This is a genomic window from Coprococcus phoceensis, from assembly GCF_900104635.1.
GTDB lineage: Bacteria > Bacillota > Clostridia > Lachnospirales > Lachnospiraceae > Faecalimonas > Faecalimonas phoceensis.
This window is the reverse complement of record NZ_FNWC01000007.1, coordinates 1,824,593-1,850,653: the sequence shown is the minus strand read 5'-3', so window position 1 is coordinate 1,850,653 and position 26,061 is coordinate 1,824,593. Positions and strand designations below refer to the sequence as shown.

17 protein-coding genes are annotated in these 26,061 nt (G+C 42.8%); 15 read left to right on the top strand and 2 right to left on the bottom strand.

Annotated features, from left to right (window positions below; all coding sequences use genetic code 11):
- Positions 1-3 precede the first annotated feature (3 nt).
- Together BQ5364_RS12665 and xylB are read left to right on the top strand one after the other, a co-directional pair.
- Positions 4-1,488: an L-fucose/L-arabinose isomerase family protein gene (locus BQ5364_RS12665; RefSeq protein ID WP_022251171.1), complete on the top strand. Its 1,485-nt coding sequence runs from the start codon at positions 4-6 to the stop codon at positions 1,486-1,488.
- Positions 1,489-1,587: 99 nt separating this feature from the next.
- Complete coding sequence (gene xylB, locus BQ5364_RS12660) at positions 1,588-3,060, top strand: xylulokinase (RefSeq protein ID WP_004611040.1); 1,473 nt, start codon at positions 1,588-1,590, stop codon at positions 3,058-3,060.
- Between the two features lie 48 nt (positions 3,061-3,108).
- Here the strand turns inward: xylB and BQ5364_RS12655 are convergent, their stop codons facing one another.
- Complete coding sequence (locus tag BQ5364_RS12655) at positions 3,109-3,990, bottom strand: AraC family transcriptional regulator (RefSeq protein WP_083382842.1); 882 nt, start codon at positions 3,988-3,990, stop codon at positions 3,109-3,111.
- Between the two features lie 231 nt (positions 3,991-4,221).
- Between BQ5364_RS12655 and BQ5364_RS12650 the strand changes: the two genes are divergently transcribed.
- From BQ5364_RS12650 to BQ5364_RS12640, 3 genes are read left to right on the top strand one after another with little or no spacing between them, the layout of a single operon-like run.
- Positions 4,222-5,580, top strand: a complete 1,359-nt coding sequence (locus BQ5364_RS12650; protein WP_022251167.1) for an MFS transporter — start codon at positions 4,222-4,224, stop codon at positions 5,578-5,580.
- A gap of 11 nt (positions 5,581-5,591) precedes the next feature.
- Positions 5,592-6,767 (top strand): glycoside hydrolase family 5 protein, encoded by a 1,176-nt coding sequence (locus tag BQ5364_RS12645; RefSeq protein WP_022251166.1) that lies wholly within the window; start codon positions 5,592-5,594, stop codon positions 6,765-6,767.
- Positions 6,768-6,787: 20 nt separating this feature from the next.
- Positions 6,788-8,434, top strand: a complete 1,647-nt coding sequence (locus tag BQ5364_RS12640) for a glycoside hydrolase family 43 protein (RefSeq protein WP_022251165.1) — start codon at positions 6,788-6,790, stop codon at positions 8,432-8,434.
- A 22-nt stretch (positions 8,435-8,456) separates the two neighbouring features.
- Here BQ5364_RS12640 and BQ5364_RS12635 read toward each other — a convergent pair whose 3' ends face one another.
- On the bottom strand, positions 8,457-8,816 hold the full coding sequence (locus tag BQ5364_RS12635; protein WP_004611034.1) for a helix-turn-helix domain-containing protein: 360 nt from the start codon (positions 8,814-8,816) through the stop codon (positions 8,457-8,459).
- Positions 8,817-9,001: 185 nt separating this feature from the next.
- Between BQ5364_RS12635 and BQ5364_RS12630 the strand changes: the two genes are divergently transcribed.
- The 10 genes from BQ5364_RS12630 (at position 9,002) to BQ5364_RS12585 (ending at position 26,036) form a co-directional block, all read left to right on the top strand.
- Positions 9,002-9,463, top strand: a complete 462-nt coding sequence (locus BQ5364_RS12630) for a hypothetical protein (protein WP_044986488.1) — start codon at positions 9,002-9,004, stop codon at positions 9,461-9,463.
- A 107-nt stretch (positions 9,464-9,570) separates the two neighbouring features.
- Positions 9,571-10,626: a flavodoxin-dependent (E)-4-hydroxy-3-methylbut-2-enyl-diphosphate synthase gene (gene ispG / locus BQ5364_RS12625; RefSeq protein ID WP_071144766.1), complete on the top strand. Its 1,056-nt coding sequence runs from the start codon at positions 9,571-9,573 to the stop codon at positions 10,624-10,626.
- Positions 10,627-10,641: 15 nt separating this feature from the next.
- On the top strand, positions 10,642-15,117 hold the full coding sequence (locus BQ5364_RS12620; RefSeq protein WP_071144408.1) for a PolC-type DNA polymerase III: 4,476 nt from the start codon (positions 10,642-10,644) through the stop codon (positions 15,115-15,117).
- A gap of 149 nt (positions 15,118-15,266) precedes the next feature.
- Complete coding sequence (locus BQ5364_RS12615) at positions 15,267-16,577, top strand: phenylacetate--CoA ligase family protein (protein WP_022251161.1); 1,311 nt, start codon at positions 15,267-15,269, stop codon at positions 16,575-16,577.
- A gap of 10 nt (positions 16,578-16,587) precedes the next feature.
- Positions 16,588-18,336: an indolepyruvate ferredoxin oxidoreductase subunit alpha gene (iorA, locus tag BQ5364_RS12610; RefSeq protein ID WP_071144765.1), complete on the top strand. Its 1,749-nt coding sequence runs from the start codon at positions 16,588-16,590 to the stop codon at positions 18,334-18,336.
- Positions 18,336-18,905, top strand: a complete 570-nt coding sequence (locus tag BQ5364_RS12605; RefSeq protein ID WP_004611026.1) for an indolepyruvate oxidoreductase subunit beta — start codon at positions 18,336-18,338, stop codon at positions 18,903-18,905. Before iorA ends, BQ5364_RS12605 begins: the two co-directional genes overlap by 1 nt.
- A 10-nt stretch (positions 18,906-18,915) precedes the next feature.
- Entirely contained in the window at positions 18,916-19,335 is a 420-nt protein-coding gene (locus BQ5364_RS12600) for an ACT domain-containing protein (RefSeq protein ID WP_004611025.1), read from the top strand.
- A 15-nt stretch (positions 19,336-19,350) separates the two neighbouring features.
- Positions 19,351-20,667: a phenylacetate--CoA ligase family protein gene (locus BQ5364_RS12595; protein ID WP_071144407.1), complete on the top strand. Its 1,317-nt coding sequence runs from the start codon at positions 19,351-19,353 to the stop codon at positions 20,665-20,667.
- 13 nt (positions 20,668-20,680) lie between these two features.
- The gene (locus BQ5364_RS12590; protein WP_022251158.1) at positions 20,681-21,112 is read left to right on the top strand and encodes an ACT domain-containing protein; all 432 of its coding nucleotides are present in this window, start codon (positions 20,681-20,683) and stop codon (positions 21,110-21,112) included.
- 196 nt (positions 21,113-21,308) lie between these two features.
- Complete coding sequence (locus BQ5364_RS12585; RefSeq protein WP_071144406.1) at positions 21,309-26,036, top strand: discoidin domain-containing protein; 4,728 nt, start codon at positions 21,309-21,311, stop codon at positions 26,034-26,036.
- Positions 26,037-26,061: the final 25 nt, after the last annotated feature.

Genomic DNA, 26,061 nt, shown 5'->3' with positions numbered 1-26,061 from the left:
ATCATGAACAATATGCCAAAATTAAAAATCGGTGTGGTGGCAGTCAGCAGAGACTGTTTTCCAGAAAGTTTATCAGTAAACAGAAGAGCAGCTCTTATGAAAGCTTATACAGAAAAATATGGAGATGCAGAAATTTATGAATGTCCGATTTGTATTGTAGAAAGTGAAATTCATATGGTACAGGCATTAGAAGATATCAAAAAAGCAGGATGTAATGCGTTAGTTGTATATCTTGGAAACTTTGGACCAGAGATTGCAGAAACATTGCTTGCAAAACATTTTGACGGACCAAAAATGTTTATCGCAGCAGCGGAGGAGACAGGAGACAATCTGATTCAAGGGCGTGGAGATGCGTATTGCGGTATGTTAAATGCAAGCTATAACTTAAAGCTTCGCAACGTAAAAGCATATATTCCGGAATATCCGGTTGAAACAGCCGAAGAGTGTGCGGATATGATTTACGAATTCCGTCCGATCGCAAAAGCAATCATTGGACTAAACAGCTTAAAAATTATCAGCTTTGGACCACGTCCATTGAACTTCCTTGCTTGTAATGCACCAATTCAACAACTTTACAATTTAGGTGTTGAGATTGAGGAAAACTCAGAGCTGGATTTGTTTGAAGCATTCCATAAACATGCAGGAGACGAAAGAATTCCGGCAATTGTAAAAGAGATGGAAGAAGAATTAGGAGCAGGAAACAAAAAGCCTGAGATTCTTGCAAAATTAGCACAGTATGAATTGACATTGAAAGATTGGGTGGAAGAACACCGAGGCTATAGAGAATATGTGGCAATCGCCGGAAAATGCTGGCCGGCATTCCAGACACAGTTTGGATTTGTGCCATGTTATGTCAATAGCCGTCTGACAGCACAGGGAATTCCGGTATCCTGCGAAGTGGATATTTATGGAGCGCTGAGTGAATTTATCGGAACGGTTGTAAGTGAAGACACAGTGACATTACTTGATATCAACAATAATGTTCCGACAGATTTATATAAAGAAGATATTGAAGGAAAATTCAATTATACACAGAAAGATACATTTATGGGATTCCACTGCGGAAATACAGCGGCATCTAAATTGTCATTCTGCGAGATGAAACATCAGCTTATTATGGCAAGAGCACTTCCGGAAGAAGTGACACAGGGAACATTGGAAGGAGATATCATGCCTGGAGATATTACATTCTTCAGATTGCAGAGCACATCTGACAACAAACTACGTGCTTATATTGCACAGGGAGAAGTGCTTCCGGTGGCAACACGTTCCTTCGGTGCAATCGGTATTTTTGCAATTCCTGAGATGGGAAGATTTTACCGCCATGTATTGATTGAAAAGAATTTCCCACATCACGGAGCAGTTGCATTTGGAAACTTTGGAAAGGCATTGTTTGAAGTGTTTAAATACATTGGAGTGCCAGTGGATGAGATCGGATATAATCAGCCGAAAGAGGTTCGTTATCCAACAGAAAATCCGTGGCGCTAATGAATTGGGGACGTAGTAAAATTGAATTTTACTACGTCCCCAATTGAAAAATGCCCTGTCCCTTTTTGAATAAAACACAATATATAGAGGAGTAAGTGTATGTTATACATAGGTGTAGATTTAGGAACTTCAGCAGTAAAATTGCTTTTAATGGATGAAAATGGAAAGATAAAAAACATCGTATCAAAGGAGTATCCGCTTTCGTTTCCGAATCCAGGATGGTCGGAACAAAACCCAAAAGACTGGTTTGAAAAGTCAATGGAAGGAATCAGGGAATTGACAAAGGACTGTGACAAAAGTCAGGTGCAGGGAATCAGCTTTGGTGGACAGATGCATGGGCTTGTGGTGCTTGATGATGAGGATGAGGTCATTCGTCCGGCGATTCTATGGAATGACGGGAGAACAACAAAAGAGACAGATTACCTGAATACGGTGATTGGGAAGGAAACGCTTTCGAAATACACAGCGAACATTGCGTTTGCAGGATTTACAGCGCCGAAGATTCTTTGGATGAAGGAAAATGAGCCGGAACTATTTGCAAAAATAAATAAAATTATGCTTCCGAAAGATTATTTGGCATACAAATTATCTGGAACATTTTGTACGGATTATTCAGATGCTTCCGGCATGTTACTGTTAGATGTCCAAAATAAATGTTGGTCACAAGAAATGATAGACATCTGCGGAATCAGAGAGGAGCAGCTTCCAAAACTGTTCGAAAGCTATGAGGTGGTCGGAAGTTTAAAGCAAGAAATTGCAGAAGAGTTAGGACTTTCTAAGACAGTAAAAGTTATTGCGGGAGCAGGGGATAATGCTGCTGCGGCTGTCGGAACAGGAACAGTTGGAGATGGAAGATGTAATCTTTCACTTGGCACATCCGGAACAATTTTTATTTCCAGTAAACAGTTTGGAGTAGATGAAAATAATGCTTTACATTCGTTTGACCACGCAGATGGCTATTATCATTTGATGGGCTGCATGCTCAGTGCAGCATCCTGCAATAAGTGGTGGATGGATGAGATTCTGCAGACAAAAGAATATGAAAAAGAGCAGGAAAATATTACAAAATTAGGTGAAAATCAGGTGTTCTATCTACCATATCTGATGGGAGAACGTTCACCGCATAATGATCCGCTGGCGAGGGCTGCATTTGTAGGAATGACAATGGACACGACACGTGAAGAGATGACACAGGCTGTTTTAGAAGGTGTGGCATTTGGACTTCGCGACTCATTAGAGGTGGCGAGAAGCCTTGGAATTCAGATTGAACGTACAAAAATTTGCGGAGGCGGGGCAAAGAGCCCACTTTGGAAAAAGATTATTGCAAATGTAATGAATCTGAAAGTGGATGTTATTGAAAGCGAGGAAGGACCAGGATATGGAGCGGCAATACTTGCGGCAGTCGGCTGTGGAGCGTATGAAAGCGTAGAGGCAGCGACAGAAAAATTGGTCAAAGTAGTTGATACAGTGGAACCGTCTCAGGAGCTTGTCGCAAAATATGAAGAGCGCTATCAGAATTTTAGAAAAATTTATCCGGCAATGAAAGGATTATTTCAGGAATTAGCGAAATAGGAAAAAGAGAAGAGCTGAAAAAAGCTCTTCTTTTGCTGCTTTAAAAGGTTAATTTTGCTGCGATTTGTGCTTGTTACGAATCCGCAGCGGCGTATCTCCAAAATGTTCGTGAAACATTCTGCGGAATAATTTATAATTTGTAAATCCGTGTCGTTCTAAAATCAAATGAATCGCGTCGTCTGTTGTGATCAGGTCACGGTAAATGTGAGAAAGGCGCAGCTCATTTTGATATTCTAAGAAAGTAATTCCCATATGTTTTTTGAAAAATCGGCAAAAATACCCGGTCTGTAAACAGGCTATACACGCGATTTCTTTCAGTGAGATCGGTTGAGCATAGTGCTTGGACACATAGTTTAAGATCAAATCCAGCCGGTCACGGTCTTTGTTCTTCTGACTGAGATCTGATGGAAAAAGCTGGATGCTGAAATTGTGTAACAGCTGGAACAGCAACTCAAACAGCAGACTGTTAAAACGCAGAATAAATCCCTCTGGCCGGATGTCATTTGCAATCTGCATCTGTGTCAGAGTCTCTTTAAACCGTGCCATTTTTGTCTGACGCACCAGATCAGAGCTGTTTTCATCCAATAGGAAAAATAACTGTTGAATATTTGAAATGTAGATTTCCATAAATTCTACCGGAATCTGCAACAAAATAGCAGTGTTGGGCTGTGTGCACTTTGTCGAATGCATAATATTTGCATTGATAAGTGTACAATCGTCGGCCTGCATCAAAAATGTCTGAGATTCGATTGTTACTTCCAATTTTCCTTCAAGAAGATAGATGATCTCGACAGCACGGTGCCAGTGCGTCGGGATGTAGCTTCCCTCGTCCACGGAAGTGCGGAACATTACACCGGTTGCCTGCGGGACGTCGATAATCTCGTATAAATGTGAAATTTTCTGAGTGTTTTCCAAATTGTTATCCTTCATGTCATATGCACCTCTTTCTTATTTATCTCATTATACAATATAAAAAAGAGAATATCGACCGCTTTTTTAGATTTTTTAAGACCTACTGAACAAGGGAGAAATGTGATACTATATAAGCATAGAAGGTAGAAAAAATGAAGAAAAACAGATGTGCACAAACGTTTGATTCAAAAATAATGTTTTTAAAAAGTAAAAATATACCTGAAAAGAAGAAAGGTGAGGAATCAAAAGATGAATAAGAAGGCAAAGTTAAGTATGGGAAAAATCGTCGAACGTTTTTCCTATGGATGTGGAGATTTTGGATGCAATATCATCTATACGGCAATGTCAGCATTTCTTGTATTTTATTATACCGATTATGCAGGAGTAAATGCATTGGCAGTGGGAACGATTATGATGGTGTCAAGAATTTTTGATGGTATCAGTGATATCATCATGGGTGTCGTTGTAGACCGGACAAAATCCCGGTTTGGGAAGGCGAGATCCTGGATACTGCGTATGTGTATTCCGTTTGCGATATCTGGAGTATTGCTGTTTTCTGTGCCGACATCGTGGACATCTACACCAAAACTGGTTTATGTATTTATCACGTATAATCTTGTGTCAACGATTATTTACACTGCGATCAATGTTCCGTACTCTGCGCTCAATGCGCTGATGACACAGGATCCGTATGAACGGTCAGTGTTGAGTATTTTCCGAAATCTGCTTGCAACAGCAGGAACGTTGCTGATCAACACATTTACATTACGGCTTGTAGAATATTTTGGAAATAATGCGTCAGCATGGACAAAAACATTCTGTGTGTTCGGTGTGATTGCGATCATAGCATTTTTATTTACGTTCTTTGGAACAAAAGAGCGTGTGGGAGCTGCGGAGTCAGCTGTGGATGAGGTTCCGTTTAAAGAAGGCGTAAAGGCGTTGTTCAAGAACAAATACTGGATGATGATGACTGGAATGCTTGCATTATTTTTCCTTATGTATTCTGTAAATGGAGGTTCTACGGTTTACTATGCGAAAGATATTTTAGGGGACAAAAATCTGGTTGGGACAATCAACGGAATTTTCAATATTGTACAAATTTGCGGAATGTTCTTTATCGCGATGCTTGTAAAACGGTTTGGAAAGAGAAATGTATTTGCAATCGGCCTTGTGTTTGACATTATCGGGATGCTCGTGCTGAATTTTTCAGGCGGCTCGCTTGCGATTATCATCGTCTCCAGTGTGATCCGTGGTATTGGAAATGCATGTGGAGGAGCAACCATGTGGGCGATGGTATCTGACACGATTGATTATGGCGAGTGGAAGACAGGATACCGAACAGAAGGGCTTGTGAACAGTGCATGTAGTTTTGGATATAAGATTGGAAATGGTGTTGGTTCGGCGTTGCTTGGATTGATCCTGGAAGTCGGAGGCTATGCGGGAGAAAAAGCGGTACAGTCTGCATCAGCGCTGTTTTCCATTGAAATCTGCTTTGTGTGGATTCCGATTGTTGTCTATATACTGGGGCTGATTATCATGAAATTTTATCACTTAGACAGGGAATTTGACGGAATTATTGCGGACTTGAAAAAACGCGCGGAAAAATAGGAGGAATGGAAATGTATATCAAAGGTGTAAATTTAGGAAACTGGCTTGTGCTGGAGAAATGGATGAGTCCGGCGCTGTTTGCAGGAACAACAGCAGAGGATGAGTATTACCTTCCAAGACAACTCTCAAAAGAGGTATATGAGGCACGAATCAAGGTGCATCGTGCAGAATATATTTCGGAGCGTGATTTTGTGGCAATCAAAGCAATGGGAATGGAGGCTGTGCGAATTCCGGTGCCATACTTTATATTTGGAGACAGAGAACCGTTTATCGGGTGCGTAGAAGAACTGGATAAGGCATTTAACTGGGCAGAAAAGTATGGATTGCAGATATTGATAGATCTGCACACTGCACCGGAGGGACAAAATGGCTTTGACAACGGAGGTATTTGCGGAGTGTGCAAATGGTCTAAAAATCCGGAAGAAGTAGAATTTGTGCTGACAGTGCTTGAACGGCTGGCAAAGCGTTACGGCAAAAGAAAGGGGCTGTGGGGTATTGAAGTGCTGAATGAACCAATCACAGAAAGTGTGTGGGAGCTGTTTGATGTCCCAAACCGTTATCCGGCAGTCGACAAGGAGATGGCGGCCGGCTCCGGACCGAATACACTTGCGTTTTTAAGGATATTTTATCAGGAAGCGTATGACCGCATACGAAAATATATGCCAAAAGAAAAATATGTTGTCATTCACGACGGATTTGTGCTTACAGCGTGGAAAGATTTTATGCGGGAAGAAAAATATGTAGATGTTGTGCTGGATACACATCAGTATCTGATGATGGCAGAGGCAGCTGGATGCGAACAGACGATAGAAGGATACACATGCTTTGTGAAAGAACATTATGAAAAAGAAATTGAGGAGATGGAGAAATATTTCCCGGTTATCTGTGGAGAGTGGTGTCTGTTCAATTCTCTTGCATGCGGATGTGACACAAAAGGCGGTCAGAGTGTGTTAAACGGCGTGGACGGTGCAAAAGAGGAACGATTGACTTTAGATGAAAAGAACGAAATCTATCGGGCTGTCGCTGATGCACAGCTTCAGGCATGGCAAAAGGGAAGCGGATACTTTTACTGGAGTTATAAGCTTTTGACGGACACGGTAAATGAAAACGGATGGCTTGGCTGGGATAGCTGGGATTTAGGGCGGTGTGTCGATTTTAAATGGTTTCCGACGCAAAAGAAGAATTAACAAAAAAGGGGGAAAAAACTATGATTTTAAATCCGATACTTCCGGGATTCAATCCCGATCCATGTATTTGCAGAAAAGGGGATGATTACTATCTGGCAGTGTCTACGTTTGAATGGTTCCCGGGAATTCCGGTTTATCATTCAAAAGATTTGAAACACTGGGAATTATATACACATATTTTGACTGATGATGAGGCGGTTGACTTGAAAAAATTGCCGAGTGCAAAAGGAATATGGGCGCCGTGTCTGACTTATTGTGAAGAGGAAGATATGTTCTATGTTGTATACGGTGTGATGAATTCTATGAATGCGAGATACTTTGATGTAGATAATTTTTTGGTGAAATCAAAAGACATCAAAGGACCGTGGAGCAAGCCTGTATATCTGCATTCATCAGGATTTGATGCTTCAATCCTGCATGATGATGACGGAAAGAAATATATTGTCTCTTTGGAATGGGAGACAAGAGAAGGGTATGAAAAACCAGGATTTATCTGTATTGTTGAGTATGATCCAGAAAAAGAAGAGATTGTTGGATATCCAAAACCACTTTGGCGAGGCGGAACAGACAGGGGATGTATTGAGGCGCCGCATCTGACAAAGAGAGGAGAATACTATTATATTATGTGTGCCGAGGGCGGTACGGGGTATAATCACTGTGTGACGATGGGACGTGCTAAAAATGTATGGGGACCGTATGAAAAAGATCCGATGAACCCGATTGTGACAAGTGTGCCGGGAGAATCCAATGAGAGAAAAGACCCGGATCATTTAAAGCCAAAATATTTCAATCCGGATTCTGTTTTGCAAAAATCAGGGCATGGAAGTTATGTGGAATTGCCGACAGGGGAAGTGTATCTGGTACATCTTTGTGCGAGACCGTTTGTGCCGGAACTTCGCTGTACACTTGGACGTGAGACTGCAATCCAGAAAATGAAATGGACGAAAGATGGATGGCTTCGCATGGCAGATGGAACCAATCTTGCCAAGATTGAGGTGGAAGAGAGCACACTGCCTGAGCAAGAACTTCCGGCAATTCCTGCGTTTGATGATTTTGATGGAGAAGAATTGGGCAATTTTTATTATGCCCCGCGCATTATGCCGCAGCGTTTTGCAGATGTGACGGCACGGAAAGGGTATGTGAGAATCAGGGGACAGGAATCGCGCACGTCTCTGAATAAAGTAAGTATCTTGGCAAGAAAGTTGACAAGTGTGTATGCGAGGGTAACGACCAAGATGGAATTTACTCCAGAGATTCATCAGCATAGCGCCGGACTGATCATGTATTATGACAATATGAACTATGTAAATCTGAGAAAATATTACAGTGAGACACTTGGACAGAGTGCGCTTTCTATTATTCAACTGGAAAATGGAGAAAAGACAGAATTTTTAAACACCAGGATTCCGGTGGAAGACAGACCGATTTACTTGCGGCTCTATGTACAGGGAAGAGAATCTTGGTTTGAGTGGAGCTATGATGGAGAACAGTATGAGCGAATAGGCAGGGTTTTTGACACGACAAAATATTCGGATGAGTATTGCAAATATGGGGAATTTACAGGGACATTCGTCGGAATGACTTGTGCTGACAGGGTATTGCATAAGCATTATGCAGATTTTGATTTTTTTGAATATCTTGCAGATGAGAGCAGAAATGTAGAATAAGGAATGTGCTTTCGCACATTCCTTATTCTACATTTTGAACATCATCACGCAACTGAAGCAATTCGATATATTTTAGGACATCCTGTTTGGATTCGAGTGATAGTTTCTGATAAGCCATAGCCACATCACGATCCAGTGATTTTTCGTTCGGCTCTTTTTTTAGAGGGATATCTGTGCTCGTGGTCTCTGAGCCGGAGACCAGATAGTCGATGGATACATGAAAGTAATTTGCAAGTTTCTCTAGTTTTTCAAAATCAGGTTGACGACTTTTTGTTTCATAACCTGCAATAGTAGGACGAGATACTTGTAAGTATTCAGCCAGCTGACCTTGGGTAACATTCCGTGTTTCGCGCAAGTCTTTTAAGTTATTCCCGAAATTCATATATCGTCCTCCTTGTCTTTGTTTTTCTATTTTATCAGTACTATTCTGTAAAAAGTGAAAAAGTGCTGATTCTCAACAAGACAAAGGAAAACAGTTAAAAAACGGAACAAAAAATAGGGCGTTGACATAAAAACACAAACTCCGTATAATTTAGGTATGCAATAAAGTTGAGGGGAATGATAGACATGATGATAGCAAAAAACGATGAAGAAAAAAGAAGTAAAATGTGGCGTTTTGTGACAGGCATCGCATCCGTAGTTATTGTATTGGTTGTTGTCTTTTTTATTACAAGACTTTTTACGGGCAATCCATTAGACGGGAGATGGGAATCAGAAGAGAACAGCATGACGCTGATTTTTCAGGGAAATAATGATTTGACCGTAAATTTAGATTCTGCCGATGAAGGAACAGGCATAAAAGTAAAGATGGATTATGTGCTTGACAAAGATGCAAAGACGATTACGATCAAGGTAGATGAGGCAGCTCTGCAGAAGGCGGCGGACAAATCGGATGGTCAGGTGACTGCAGAAGGTTTGAAAGCATCGCTTGGCGAGATTTTATCTACGTTTGATTATAGCATTGAACAGAATGTGCTGGTACTTGCAGAGCGTGAATATGGGGATCAGCTTGTATTTACAAGACAGTAGCAGAAGATAGAGGCAAGAATAAGCAAAGAGTCTGACATGTCAGACTCTTTGCTTATTAGTGGAATTGGGGAGAGTTTATGTTCTCCCTGAGTATGAAAGGAGAAAATATGAGACGAGAAGAGACAAAGGTAGTTCAGATTGGGAATTGCAAGATTGGCGGAGGAAATCCGATTGCCATTCAGTCTATGACAAATACAAAGACAGAGGATGTGGAGGCGACAGTTGCCCAGATATTGGCATTGGAGGCAGCAGGATGCGACATTATCCGCTGCGCTGTGCCTACGATGGAGGCGGCGGAAGCACTCACAGAGATAAAAAAAAGAATTCATATTCCGCTTGTTGCAGATATTCATTTTGATTATCGTTTGGCAATCGCAGCAATCGAACATGGAGCAGATAAGATCCGTATTAATCCGGGAAATATCGGAGATGTGTCGAGAGTGCGTGAGGTTGTGGAAAAAGCAAAAGAATACAATGTGCCTATCCGTGTGGGGGTGAACAGTGGATCATTGGAGAAACATCTCGTGGAAAAATACGGTGGTGTGACGGCCGAGGGCATTGTGGAGAGTGCGTTGGATAAGGTGCGTATGATCGAGGAGATGGGGTATGACAATTTAGTGGTCAGTATCAAATCTTCTGATGTGATGATGTGTGTAAAAGCACATGAATTGATTGCAGAGCAGTGCCCATATCCGCTTCATGTTGGAATTACGGAATCCGGAACAATTTTATCTGGAAATATCAAATCCTCAGTCGGGCTTGGCATTATCCTGTATGAAAGAATTGGAGATACGATCCGCGTATCTCTGACAGGAGATCCGCTCGAAGAGATCAAATCAGCAAAACTCATCTTAAAGACACTGGGGCTTCGCAAAGGTGGAATAGAAGTAGTGTCCTGCCCGACTTGCGGAAGAACAAAGATTGACCTTATCGGACTTGCGAATCAGGTGGAGAATATGGTCGCAGATATCCCGCTTGACATCAAGGTAGCGGTGATGGGATGCGTTGTGAACGGACCGGGAGAAGCAAAAGAGGCAGATATCGGAATCGCCGGTGGAATCGGGGAAGGACTTTTGATCAAGAAAGGTGAAATTGTGAAAAAAGTAAAGGAAGAGGAACTTTTAGATACTCTTCGGAATGAATTATTAAACTGGGAAAAATAGAGATGGAGAAATATGATGACAAAGCAATTCTTTGATGTGTTTCCGACTTTAAAAGTAAATAGTGATTGTAAAGTACTGTTTGAAAATGTGGAAGTGACGAAAGTTACGACAAATTCAGACAGAGACTACCTGCACGTCCATTTATTCAGTACGCATCTGCTTGCGAAGAGCTGGATTTATAAGATGGAAACAATGATTAAAGAACAGTTATTTGGGCGAAACCGGATTCGGATCAGGATTTATGAGGATTATCAGTTGTCCGGTCAGTATACACCGGAAAATCTGATGAATGAGTACAGGGAAAGTATTTTGCTGGAATTGAAAGAACGAAGTGTTGTCGAGCACAATATGTTCCTGAATGCGAAGTATCATTTTGAAAACGAAAACCATCTGTATCTTAAGCTGGATGACACAATTGTGGCGCAGGGAAAGCAGGACTCGATTGTAGGTTTGTTGAATGAAGTGTTCGAGGAACGGTGCCATGTTCCGATTCAAATTCATGTGGAATATCAGCAGGCAAAGACAAGCAAGATGCAGGAGCACAATGCCCGTATGCTTCAGCAGGCGATCAATGCGATTGTGGAAGAGAATGCAGCAAAACTTGAGACAAAAGAAACGAAGGAAGAGGTAAAACAAGAAAAGAAAGAACACAAGGAGACAGCGAAAACATCTGCAAAAGCTCCGGCAAAAGAGATGCCAAAGAAGAAAGAGTTTTATCGCCCGCTTAAGAGATCGGACGATCCGAATCTAATCTATGGACGTGATTTTGAGGATGAGACGATTGAACTGTCACAGGTGGTCGGAGAGATGGGAGAGATCACATTCCGCGGACAGGTGACAAGCTTTGATACACGTGAGATTCGAAACGAAAAGACCATTGTCATGTTTGCAGTGACCGATTTTACAGATACGATCATGGTAAAACTGTTTGTGCGAAATGATCAGCTTCCGGAGTTGCTTGGAGAGGTGAAAGCGGGAGCGTTTTTGAAAATCAAAGGTGTCACAACCATCGACAAATTCGACAGTGAACTGACGATTGGTTCTGTTGCCGGAATAAAAAAAATTCCGGATTTTCGAACGACCAAAAAGGATACAAGTGCAGAGAAAAGGGTGGAACTTCACTGCCACACGAAGATGAGTGATATGGATGGTGTCTCTGATGTGAATAAGATTGTAAAACGAGCACACGACTGGGGACATCCTGCGATTGCAATCACGGATCACGGTGTTGTGCAGGCATTCCCGGATGCAAATCATTTTATCGAAGGACTTGATAAAGATGATCCGTTCAAAGTGATTTACGGGGTGGAAGCATATCTGGTAGATGATCTGACAGATATCGCAGTGCATGCAGGAAATCAGACACTCGATGATACATATGTGGTGTTTGATATCGAGACGACCGGATTCAGTGCTGTGGAAGATCACATCATTGAGATTGGCGCGGTGAAGGTGGAGAATGGAAAGATTACGGATAAGTACAGTACATTTGTAAATCCGGAAGTTCCGATTCCGTTCGAGATCACGCAGCTTACAAGTATCGATGACTCTATGGTGATGGATGCCTCGAAGATCGATGTCATTCTGCCGCAGTTTTTGGAATTTGTCGGAGACGCCTCTCTTGTGGCGCACAATGCAGGGTTTGATGTCGGATTTATTGAGCAGAACTGTAAAAATTTGAATATTGAGCAGGAATTTGTGTCGGTGGATACGGTTGCACTTGCGAGAGTGCTTCTTCCAACGCTGTCCAAATATAAATTGAATATCGTGGCGAAAGCATTGAACATTTCACTTGAGAATCATCATCGTGCTGTGGACGATGCCGGGGCGACCGCAGAGATTTTTGTGAAATTTGTCGAGATGTTAAAAGAGCGGGAAATCACGACATTAAAAGGAGTGAATGCATTTGGTGCGACGAATCCGGATGCGGTGAAAAAGATGCCGACGTATCATGCAATCATTTTAGCGAAAAATGATGTGGGAAGGGTAAACCTATACCGATTGATTTCATTGTCGCATTTGACATATTATGCAAGACGACCGCGTATTCCCAAAAGTGAGTTCAACCGCTATCGGGAAGGTTTGCTGATCGGAAGCGCCTGTGAGGCGGGAGAACTTTATCAGGCGGTACTCAATAACAAGTCGGATGAAACAATTGCAAGATTGGTAGAGTTTTATGATTATCTGGAAATCCAGCCGCTCGGCAATAACCAGTTTATGGTGGACAGCCCGAAATACAGCCAGATTCGAAGCGATGAAGACTTAAAAGATATTAACCGCAAAATTGTAAAATTGGGGGAGGAGTTTCACAAACCGGTTGTGGCAACCTGTGATGTGCATTTCTTAGATGCGGAAGATGAGGTTTATCGAAGAATCATCATGACCGGAAAAGGATTCGGCGATGCTGACAGCCAGCCGCCGCTTTATCTTCGCACAACAGAGGAGATGATGGAAGAATTCGCATATCTTGGATCGAAAAAGGCGCATGAGGTGGTCATTGAAAATACGGTGAAGATCTCAGATATGATTGAAAAGATTTCTCCGGTTCGTCCGGATAAATGTCCGCCGGTCATTGAGGATTCGGATCAGATGTTAAGGGATATCTGTTACAGCAAAGCGCACAGCATGTATGGCGATCCCCTGCCGGAGATTGTAGTGGAGCGTCTGGAGAGAGAGTTGAACTCGATTATTTCCAATGGATTTGCCGTGATGTATATCATCGCGCAGAAACTGGTATGGAAATCCGTTGAGGACGGTTACCTCGTAGGATCACGTGGTTCAGTTGGTTCGTCGTTTGCTGCGACGATGGCAGGAATTACGGAAGTAAATCCGTTGAGTCCTCACTATTATTGTCCGAATTGTTTTTACAGTGATTTTGAGTCTGAGGAAGTCCGCGCTTATGCGGGGGGCTGTGGTTACGATATGCCGGATAAGCTTTGTCCGAACTGTGGGAAACCGCTTGTTAAAGATGGGTTCGATATTCCGTTTGAGACCTTCCTTGGATTCAAGGGAAATAAAGAACCTGATATTGACTTGAACTTCTCCGGAGATTATCAGAGTAATGCTCACAAATATACGGAGGTTATTTTCGGGGAAGGTCAGACGTACCGTGCGGGAACGATCGGTACACTGGCAGATAAGACGGCATATGGATTTGTGAAAAATTATTATGAGGAACACGGACAGGGAAAACGAAAATGCGAGATCGAGCGTATTTTACAGGGATGTACCGGAATCCGAAGAAGTACCGGACAGCATCCGGGAGGAATTATCGTTCTCCCACTTGGTCAGGATATCAACTCTTTTACACCTGTGCAGCATCCGGCAAATGATATGACAACAGATATTATCACAACGCATTTTGATTATCACTCCATCGACCACAACCTGCTGAAACTTGATATTCTCGGCCATGATGATCCGACGATCATCAAGATGCTGGAAGAGTTGGTGGAACAACTCACGGGAAAACCGTTTAAGGCAACAGACATTCCGCTTGACGATCAGGGTGTGATGAAACTGTTTCAGGATACAAGCTCTCTTGGGATTACGCCGGATGATATCGGTGGATGTCCGGTGGGGTGTCTCGGAATTCCGGAGTTTGGAACAGACTTTGTTATTCAGATGGTGGTGGATACGAAACCAAAGACACTTTCAGATTTGATTCGTATTTCCGGTCTGTCGCATGGAACGGACGTATGGCTCAACAATGCGCAGGAATTGATCAAAAGCGGTAAGGCGACGATTTCCACCGCAATCTGTACCCGTGATGATATTATGACGTATCTGATCAACAAAGGAATGGACAGTGAGGAGTCGTTTACGATTATGGAGCGTGTCCGTAAAGGTCTTGTGGCAAAAGGGAAGTGTAAAGACTGGCCGGAGTTTAAAAAGGACATGATTGAGCATGGAATCCCGGACTGGTATATCTGGTCATGTGAAAAGATTAAGTACATGTTCCCGAAAGCGCATGCGGCCGCTTATGTCATGATGGCATTTCGCATTGCCTACTGCAAAGTTTACTATCCACTTGCCTACTATGCGGCATATTTCAGTATCCGCGCCAGCGCATTTTCTTATGAGCTGATGTGTCAGGGAAAAGAAAAGCTGGAGTTCTATATGAACGATTACAAACGCCGCAGTGATTCTCTGAGCAAAAAGGAGCAGGATACATTGAAGGATATGAAAATCGTGCAGGAAATGTATGCAAGAGGATTTGAGTTCCTGCCACTTGATATCTATCGAGCAAAGGCAACGAAATTTCAGATTATCGATGGAAAACTTATGCCGCCACTTTCAAGCATTGAGGGTATGGGAGACAAAGCGGCGGATGCGGTTGAGATGGCTGCAGCAGACGGTCCATATCTGTCAAAAGATGACTTCAGGCAGCGGACGAAAGTAAGTAAGACCGTCATTGATTTCATGGCGGATTTAGGGATGTTTGGAGATTTGCCGGAGACGAATCAATTGTCATTGTTTGATTTTTCATAATAGAGAAAGATGCAGGTCGTGAGGATTTGCATCTTTTTTTGAATTTTGCGATGCAATAAATTAATGCTTTAATTTGAAAAAGCATTGTGCTATAATAAAAACATTAAGCGATTTGCTAAAGGAATGCAGTGAAAAAGGAGGATGAGGGAATGATTTGGGCGAAGGAAGAGACACTGCCAAGAGCCGAGATTGAGAAGATTCAGTTAGAGCGATTAAAGGAAAGTGTTGCATATATTTATGAGAGAGTAGCGCCTTATCGTGAAAAAATGGATGCAGCGGGCGTGAAGCCGGAAGATATTCAGACATTAAAGGATTTACAGAAATTGCCATTTACAAATAAATCAGATTTTCGGGAGCATTATCCGATGGGATTGTTTGCGGTAGATAAAAAGGAACTTGTTCGATTTCATGCCAGTTCCGGGACGACTGGGAAACCGACTGTTGTAGGATATACGAAAAAAGACTTGGAAATCTGGCTGAACAATGTAGCGCGAGTGGCGTGTATGGGCGGCGCGACGGAGGATGATGTCTGTCAGATTGCGTTTGGGTATGGAACATTTACAGGAGCGCTCGGATTGCACGGAGGTTTGGAGACACTTGGTGCAGCTGTGATCCCGATGTCCTCGGGAAATACAAATAAACAGATTATGTTTTTACAGGATATGGGTGTGACACTTTTGGTGGCGACACCATCGTATGCATTGCACCTTGGAGAAGAGATTCGAAGAAGAGGACTTGATCCGGCAAAAGATCTGAAAGTTCGGATCGGTTTGTTTGGAGGCGAAGGGATGACCGAGCCGATGAGAGAAGAGATGCGTAAAGTGTGGGGAGACCAATTTGTCTGTACACAAAATTATGGAATGAGTGAGCTGTGTGGACCTGGTGTGTCAGGAGAATGCACGGAGTTGAATGGATTACATATCAATGAAGATTGGTTCATTCCGGAGATCATTGATCCGGAGACCGGGGAAGTGCTGCCGGAGGGTGAACTTGGCGAACTGGTTGTCACTTGTCTTGGGAAGGAAGCGCTTCCGATGATTCGTTATCGCACGAAAGATTTGACGAGATTACATTATGAACCTTGCAAATGTGGAAGAACGACATGCAGGATGGATAACTTATCTGGACGTTCTGATGATATGCTTGTCATTCGTGGTGTCAATGTATTTCCGACACAGATTGAGGAAGTGCTTCTTCAGATTGAGGAGATCGGACCACATTATGAGATTCTTGTGGAGAGAAAGAACAGACTCGATGTGATGACGATTTCCGTGGAATTGATCGATGACAGATTACTTGACAGTTATGCAAAATTGAGTGAGTTGGAGCAGAGAATCAAAAGCAAATTAAAATCTGCGCTTGGTCTTGCATCGAATATCAAGCTGGTAGCACCACATACATTACAGCGTTTTGAAGGGAAAGCAAAGCGTGTGACTGATTTACGAAAGGATGGATTATAAAATGGCAAATATGAATCAAAAAGTAATTATGCTCGGCAATGAGGCAATTGCCCGTGGAGCATATGAGGCGGGCGTAAAAGTGTCTGCTGCGTATCCGGGAACGCCAAGTACAGAGATCAGTGAGAATCTTGTAAAATATAAAGATGATATTTATGCGGAGTGGTCACCGAATGAAAAGGTGGCAACAGAAGTTGCGATTGGAGCAAGTGTGTCAGGGGTACGTTCTATGGCATGTATGAAACATGTGGGACTGAATGTGGCGGCAGATCCGCTCTATACAGTTTCTTACATGGGAGTCAACGGCGGTCTTGTTGTGATTGTGGCAGATGATCCTGGGCTTTACAGTTCTCAAAATGAACAGGATACACGTATGGTCGCAAGAGCAGCTCAGGTGCCGGTGCTGGAGCCATCAGACAGTATGGAAGCAAAAGAGTTTATGAAGTTTGCATATGAGATCAGTGAAAACTTCGACCGTCCGGTTATTTTCCGCACAACGACAAGATTGGCGCATTCGCAGGGGCTGGTGGAATTATGTGACCGCGTGGAGCCGGAGGATAAGCCGTATGAAAAAGATATTCGTAAAAATGTTATGATGCCGGGCAATGCAAAGCTTCGCCATATTGAGATTGAGAAGCGAAATCTGGAGCTTGCAGAGGCGGCAAACACAATGGCGATCAATAAAGTGGAGATGAATGATACAAAAATTGGTGTTATCACAAGTGGAATTCCGTATCAATATGTAAAAGAAGCGATTCCAAATGTGTCTGTGTTAAAACTTGGCATGGTGAATCCACTTCCGAAAAAATTGATTGAGGAGTTTGCACAGAAAGTGGAGACACTCTACATTGTGGAAGAATTGGATCCTGTTATTGAAGAACAGGTGAAATCATGGGGGGTGAAAGCAATCGGGAAAGAAATTTTTACAGTGCAGGGTGAATATAGCGCCAATATGATCCGTGAGGCGATTCTCGGAGAAAAGGCAGATGTGAAAGCACCTGCACAGGTCCCGGGAAGACCTCCGATTTTATGTCCAGGATGTCCACACAGAAGCGTTTACCATGTGCTGAATAAGTTGAAGATCCATGCGGCAGGAGACATCGGCTGCTATACTTTGGGGGCAGTTGCACCACTTAGTGTTGTGGACACAACAATCTGTATGGGAGCAAGTATTTCAAGTCTTCATGGAATGGAAAAGGCAAAAGGAAAAGACTATATCAAGAACTGGGTAGCTGTGATCGGGGATTCTACATTTTTACATACCGGCGTGAATTCACTTATGAATATGATGTACAATAGAGCGACAGGAACCGTGATGATTCTTGATAATTCCACAACCGGAATGACCGGGCATCAGGACCATGCGGCGACCGGCAAGACACTTCTCGGCGAGCCGACATATGCAATCGATATTCCGGCGCTTTGCAGGGCAATTGGTGTGAAAAACGTAGTGGAAGTAAATGCGTTTGATATTGAAAAGTTAGAAAAAGTGGTAAAAGAAGAAGTGGCAAAAGACGAGGTGTCTGTCATCATCACAAAATCACCATGTGTTCTTTTGGATAAATCAAAGAAACCGGTTTATATTGCACATGAAGACAAGTGTAAAAAATGCGGTATGTGTATGAAACCGGGATGTCCGGCAATGACAAGAAATGCGGACGGAACGATTCATATCGACGATACGATGTGCACCGGATGTGGACTTTGTGAGACATTATGTAAATTTGAGGCGATTGAACTAGTGGAGGCAGGTGACAGATAATGACGACAAAAAATATTATGATTGTAGGTGTGGGAGGTCAGGGAACACTTCTCACGAGCAGGATTTTAGGTGGGCTTGCGATTGCGGGCGGATATGATGTGAAGCTTTCTGAGGTGCACGGCATGGCGCAGCGAGGCGGAAGTGTTGTGACATATGTGCGTTATGGAGAGAAAGTTGCGGAGCCGATCGTGGAAGAAGGGCAGGCAGATGTCATTATCGCATTTGAACGATTGGAAGCACTCCGGTATGCACATTTCTTGAAAAAAGACGGTGTGTTGATTGCCAATGATTGGAGAATTGATCCGATGCCTGTTGTGATCGGGGCGGCTCAGTATCCGGAACACATTTTAGAAGATTTGGCGAAAGAACATAAAGTGTATACAGTGAATGCGACAGAGGAAGCAAAAAAGCTTGGCAATCCGAGAGTGTTTAATATGATCGTGCTTGGAATTGCTGCACAGCACATGGATTTTACAAAAGAGCAGTGGTATGACGTGATCGAGCATACGGTGCCGCCAAAGACTGTGGAACTAAACAAGCAGGCATTTGATGTCGGCTATACATTGTAGGAGGTGTCTTATGATTAAGCAGTTATCCGTATTTGTGGAAAACAGGCCGGGAAGCCTTATGGATGTGACGAGTCAGTTGACGGAAGCACATATCAATATCCGGGCGGTGTCTTCGTTTGATGCACCGGAGTTTGGTATTTTGCGTCTCATCGTTGACAAACCGATGGAGGCAAAAGAATATCTGACATCAAAAGGATTTGTTGTCCGTGTCAGTGAAGTGCTTGGCGCAGAGTTGGAAGATAAGAAGGGGACGCTCAACAATATGCTGACGATTCTTGCGGAAGGAAAGATTAACATCAATTATATTTATTCGTTTATTATCCGGGATGGACTGGCGCCTGTCATGGTGTTCCATACAGATGATTTTGACAAAGCGATTGAAAGTCTGAAAAAGGCAAACGTGAAGATTGTAGACGAAAACGAGTTATAGAGGAGATGAAGTGCGATGGAGTGGAAGGAAAGGATCAGAGATCCGAAAGTGGAATGTATGAGCAGGGATGAGATGACGGCTCTGCAAAGTGAACGATTGGTAAAACTGGTGGAACGGGTATATAAAAATGTTACGTTTTACCACGAGAAGATGAAAGCGCTTGGAGTAGAACCGGGAGATATCAAAGGAGTGGAAGATATCGATAAACTTCCATTTACAACGAAAGAGGATTTGAGAGAAAACTATCCGTTTGGACTTTTGGCAGTTCCGAAATCTCAGGTAGCGAGAGTACAGGGAACTTCCGGAACGACGGGAAAACTGACACTTGCATCCTACACACAGAGTGATGTGGATCTCTGGGGAGAGTGTGTGGCAAGATGTCTTACGATGGCAGGACTTACCGAGGAGGATATCATTCATGTCTGTTATGGATATGGTCTCTTTACCGGAGGAATGGGACTTGATTTTGGCACAAGAAAATTAGGTGCGATGGCGATTCCGATGTCTGCTGGAAACACAAAGAGACAGATGATGTGTATGGAAGATTTTGGAGCGACAGCAATCGCATGTACGCCGTCCTATGCACTTCATTTGGCAGAATCACTTCAGGAAGCCGGACTTGTAGAAAAATTGAAATTAAAGGCGGGAATACTTGGAGCCGAGCCATGGACTGTGGAGATGCGTCAAAAGATTGAAAACATACTTGGAATCAATTGCTTTGACATTTATGGACTTTGTGAGATCATGGGACCGGGTGTTGCGTTTGAATGTATCCATCATAACGGATTGCATATTTTTGAAGACCATTTCTATCCGGAAATCCTAGATCCGGCAACGGGAAAAGCATGTGCGGATGGAGAGACAGGGGAGTTGATCTTTACAACTCTCACGAAAGAGGCGATGCCTCTTCTGCGCTACCGGACAAAAGATTTGACGAGCATTGACCACAGCACATGTGCATGTGGAAGAACACTCCCTCGAATTTCAAAATTCAAAGGACGTACAGACGACATGAAAGTCATTCGTGGTGTCAATGTGTTCCCAACTCAGGTGGAAACTGCACTTTTAAGTATGGGTGGAGATGTCGCACCACACTATCTGATGATTGTTGACCGCGAGAACAATATGGATACGCTGACTGTCATGGTGGAAGTAGATGAACGTTTCTTCTCGGATGAGATCCGTGCGTTGGATGGTTTGAAAAATAAAATCGGTGCAGTGTTAAAACAGGCGCTTGGAGTGGCAGTGAAAGTAAAGCTGGTTGAGCCGAAGACAATTGAGCGGAGCGAAGGAAAAGCGAAACGTGTCATTGATAAGAGAAATCTATCTTAAGAGGAGGGAAAATATGAGAATTCAACAATTATCCGTATTTTTGGAGAATCGAGAAGGGCGTCTTGATGAGGTTTTGACAGTATTAGGGAAAAATGATGTCAATATTGTGGCGTTAAGTCTTGCGGACACTGCAGACTATGGGATGCTGCGCATGATTGTATCAGATCCGATGAAAGGAAGAATGGTCTTAAAGGAAGCGGGGATTACAGCGATGCTGACAGATGTGGTTGCAATTCGTGTGCCACATGCGACCGGTTCGCTTAGCAAAGCAATGCATGCATTGGTGGAAGCAAAAGTGAATGTGGAATATATGTATGCATTTGCCAATGGAGCAGACGCCTCGGCGGTGCTGAAATCAGATGAACCGGAAAAAGCAGTTGATGTTTTACGGGAAAATGGATTCGATGTGTGGAGTGCGGATGAAGCGTACAAGGCAAATTGTTAAGAACAAGGAGTGTATCATTGTGATATGCTCCTTATTTTTTGGTGAAAAGACTGAAAAATATACAAAATATACATACTAATAAAGTGAAAACAAAATATACAGGTGAAAGTTTACAATTATAAATGGTTATAACAGAAAAAATATGTTATACTAAACGAAATGGCTTGAGGCGGTCAGGAAAGAGAGGAAAAAGAAATTGAAAAGGAAAAAGGTAATTGCAATCTTATTGGCGGCGGCACTTTCGGCAGGAAATCTTTCGGGTCTTGGTATGTTATCAGTTGCGGCAGAAAATACTCAGACAGAACAGGCGATGGAAAAAGAAAATGAGCAGACGAATATTGCTCTGAATAGAACTGCAAGAGCATCAAACTCATTAGGAGCATCTGCTGAGCATCCTGCAAGAACACCGGAACTGGCGTTTGACGGAAAAGGGGACAACACAACAGACAATATCAACAGCCGCTGGCAGAGCAGTGATGTTCAGGAGTTTCGGGAGGAATGGCTGGAAGTCGACCTCGGAAACTCAGCAAAAATTTCAAAGGTGACTGTGAAATTCTTTGCAAAATTATATGGAAACTTTGTTATTGAGACATCGGACAGTCAGGCGGAAGATGCGAAATGGACGGAAATTAAATCTGTGGAGATGCCATCCGGCAATGATGCGAATATCATAAAAGAAGTAGATGTAACAAAGGATGGGGAACCGGTGGAAGTATCCCGTTATCTGCGTCTGCGTTTCACATCAGGAAACACGCAGGCTGCAAGCCGTGGAATCGGCGTGTATGAGTTTGAGGTGTACGGAGATTTGAGTGAGCCGGACAAGCCGGAAAAACCAGAAAATCCGGATGCAGTTACCGGAAATATTGCGAAAGGAAAACGTGCCACGGCATCCGGAGTGGAAGTTGGAATGGAGTCCTGCACACCGAATTTAGCAGTCGATGGCGATAAAGAGACAAGATGGTCTGCACCTCAGATGAAAACAGGAACAGATGCGAATCAGAAACAGAATATGCAATGGCTGGAATTAAATCTTGGAAATAATGTGACAGATATCACAAGCATTGATATTTCTTTCTCTAAATTAGTATTTTCTACAGACTATACAATTAAGACGAGAGCAAGCGAAACAGATAATTGGAGAGAAGTCGCACATATTACACATGAGCCAAGTGCAGAACAGAATAAGGTAGATTCTATCAAAACAGTAAAAGAATTGGATAAATATGTCCGTTTTGAGTTTAACAAGGTAAACACACAGGCAGGCGGAAACAGTGTCTCTGTGCGTGAAATTGAAATCAACGGAACGCAGGTTCCGATACCGTATGAGCCGGAAAGTGCAAAAGAAGTGCTTGACACGGTGAAAGGTCTGGATACAATTACAACAGACATGACAGAAGTGCCGCTTCCGCAGGTACCGGAAGGATATGAGATTCATGTGATCGGAAGCGAGTATCCTCAAGTCATCACAGATGACGGAAAAATCAGCGCATACAATATGTACGATTACAAGAGTATGGAGATTATGCTTCAAGTTGTGAATAAAGAAGATGAGACGGATGTCGCAAAGAAAGCTTTCCAGGTAGCAGTTCCGAAAAAGACACAGAAACATGTTGATTTATTCCCGGAAGTAGAAAATCAAAATGCGGAGCCAAAAGTGATTCCGAGTATTCAGGAATGGTACGGCTATGATGGAGAATTTAAGCTTACGAAAAATTCACGCATCATTGTGAAAGATGGGGCGAATCTTGGCGCAGACAAAATTGCAAAACAGTTTCAGGAAGATATGAAAGAGATTACCGGAATGGAACTTGCAATTGTAAGCGGACAGGAATCAGATGCAGATGACATTTTGATTGAGTCTGAGGTGGAAGATACATACACACTTGGAGACGAGGGATATCTTCTGCAGGCAGATGACGATGGAATCCACATCATTGGAAATGGATACAACGGATGTCTTTACGGTGCGATGACTTTAGAGCAGGTATTTTATACACAGAAAGATGAATTTAAATTCCCGAAGGGAATTGCCCGTGATTTTTCCAAATATGCAGTCCGTGGAGTGATGATTGATATTGCAAGAACACCATACCGAATGGATGCGTTGGAAGATATTGTGAAAGCGCTGGCGTTCTATAAGATTAATGAAGTACAATTTCATCTGAATGATAACCGACATGTGCCGGGAAATGCAGACCGTGATAAATATGAACATTGGGAAAACGTAGAAGGTATGTTCCGTCTGGAAAGTGATACCTTCCCAAGCCTTAAGACGACGGAGAAAAAGAACGACTATTACAACGAAGTGTTTGGCGGCTCGCCGCAATATACAAAAGAAGAATACAAGAATTTACAGAATTTGGCGATGGATTACGGAATTAATCCGATTTCAGAGATTGATGCTCCGGGACATTCGCTTCTGTTTACAAAATATGTGAGAAATCATTTGGATGAGGCACAGAAGGCGGTTCCGGAAATTAAGGGAAATATCAATGCAGATAAAGACTGGGAATTGCTTGCGATGACCGGGGAGAAAAAAGATTCTGCGTTTGCGTTTATGGATGCATTGTTTGATGAGTATCTGGAAGAGGATGTATTTTTAGGTGACACGGTCAACATCGGAGCAGACGAGTACTGGAATATCAATGATCAGGAACGACCGGGTGTACAGGAGTATATCCGTAAAATGGCAGACAATGTAAAGGATCACGACAAAAAGGTTCGTATGTGGGGATCGACAAGCCAGTTTTTCAAAAATCAAGATCAGGCAAAAGCATATAACGATATTGAAATTGATTTCTGGTCAAATTCATGGGAAAATGCAGCGAATAGAATTGAACAGGGATATAAAGTAGTCAATGTAGATTCGTTCCATCTGTATGGAAATCCTGGGCGCGACAAACGAGATGTTGTCAATGTGGAGCATGTGTTCAATAACTGGGATCCGACAGTGATGACAGGAAGCAAAGTAAGCAAGTCAGAGCCGAATCTTCTTGGAGCAAAGACGGCGCTTTGGGCAGACATTGCAGATATGGGTGTGACAGAAAGAGATAATTTTGAACGTATCATGCGTCAGGCAGCAGTGTTGAGTGAAAAGACATGGGGCGGAACAGATGAGACACAGACATTTGAAGAGTACAGTTTCAAGTATGACAGATTACAGCAGGGACCGGGCGTGTCTTTGGGGGCAGATGTAGACAGTGAGACCGGGCTTGTGCTGGATTATGATTTTGCAAATGTTAAGGAGGGAAAAGTATATGATGCCAGCGGAAATGGATATAACGGAAATATTTCGGATGCAAAGATAAAAGAAGAAGCTGGGACAGCGTGGCTTCAGCTGAACGGAGATACAGAGGTGCAAACGGAGCTTCGATCTATGGATTATCCATACACGGTACAATTTGAACTTCGACTTGCAAAAGAGGGCAATGGTGATGGAGAGACATATATTTTTGACGGACGCGATGGAAGATTGTCAATCAATGACAAAGGGAACTTGCAGATTAATCGTTCTTACTTTACACAGGACTTTGGTTACCAGATTCCAACAGACAAACCGGTGCAGATGACAATTGTCGGGACGCAGCAGGTGACAAAGTTGTACATTGATGGAAAATTAGAAAAGACACTTTTGCGAACTACGAATTCAGAGACGGATTATGAGCATCTGTTATCGACATTTGTATTTCCGCTTTCTTCTATAGGAAAAGGGATAGAGGGTGAACTTGCAAATTTGAAAGTATATAACAAAGCATTGTCACCGGAAAAAATCAAAGAAGTTTCAGAGAAAAAAGAAGTGACAGAAGTCAATGTGTCTCAGGGGACAGCAGCAGCAGGGACAGCGCAGCGAAAAGGTGACGGCAATCAGGATGTGGACTGGAAAAAACTTCGTGTCGGCTGGAAAGCAATTGATGGTGACGGCAATGCTCTGGATGGAAAGCATGGCACAGATGTGAGTGAAAAAGATTCGTATTTTGAGGGTGCATATGCGGACAGCGCATTTGCGGTAGATATGCTGGAAGAGCAAGATATCAGTAAGCTGGTACTGCAATGGGATCGAGCGCCAAAAAGTTTTAAGATTCAGATTTCAGAAGATGGAAGTGTGTGGAAAGATTTACAGACTGTAGATGGAGAAAGTGTCAATACAATCACGTTTGCACAACCGATTCACACACGTTACATTAAAATGCAGGGAGTAAGTCTGAATGGAAACAATACGTTCAAATTGAGGGAATTCGAAGCGTATGAGGCAGTGGACAAGACAGCGCTGAAAGAGCAAGTGAAAGCAGCGGAAGAAAAATGCGAAGAGTTCGGTCTGACATTTGCAGATGCAAAGGGATATGATGCTTTTATGGATGCATATATGAAAGCAGAGGCAATGTACGAAAACACACTGGCAGAACAAAATGATGTGGATCTTGCAACGAAGACATTGGAAGAAACGCTGAAAGACCTTCCAGAGAATCCGGAGCCAGGGGAAGTAGAAGTGGAATCAGTCAAAGTGACTGTAAATAAGACGGAATTGAAAGTCGGAGAGACGACAACGGCAAAAGCAGTGATTACACCGGATAATGCAACAGATCAGACAGTCTCATGGACAACTTCTGATGAGTCAGTGATAACAGTGGATAAAGACGGACAGATCACAGCAAAGAAGATCGGAAAGGCAAATGTGATTGCAACTGCATCCAATGGAAAAACTGACAAAGTAGAAATTACGGTTGTTGAAGAGAAAACGGATCCAAAACCGGATAATGGAGACGATGGAAAAGATAATCAGAATCAGACTCAGAATACGAAGCCGGAAGAGGATAAAAAGAAAGATCCTGTCAAGACGGGAGACCCACAGTCTATCGCACTGTGCCTTGGGGCAATGGCGGCAGCCGGAGTAACTGTCATTGGAAGAAAAAAGAAAAGAGATTAATTAAAAAGTAAAATTAAAAGAGCAA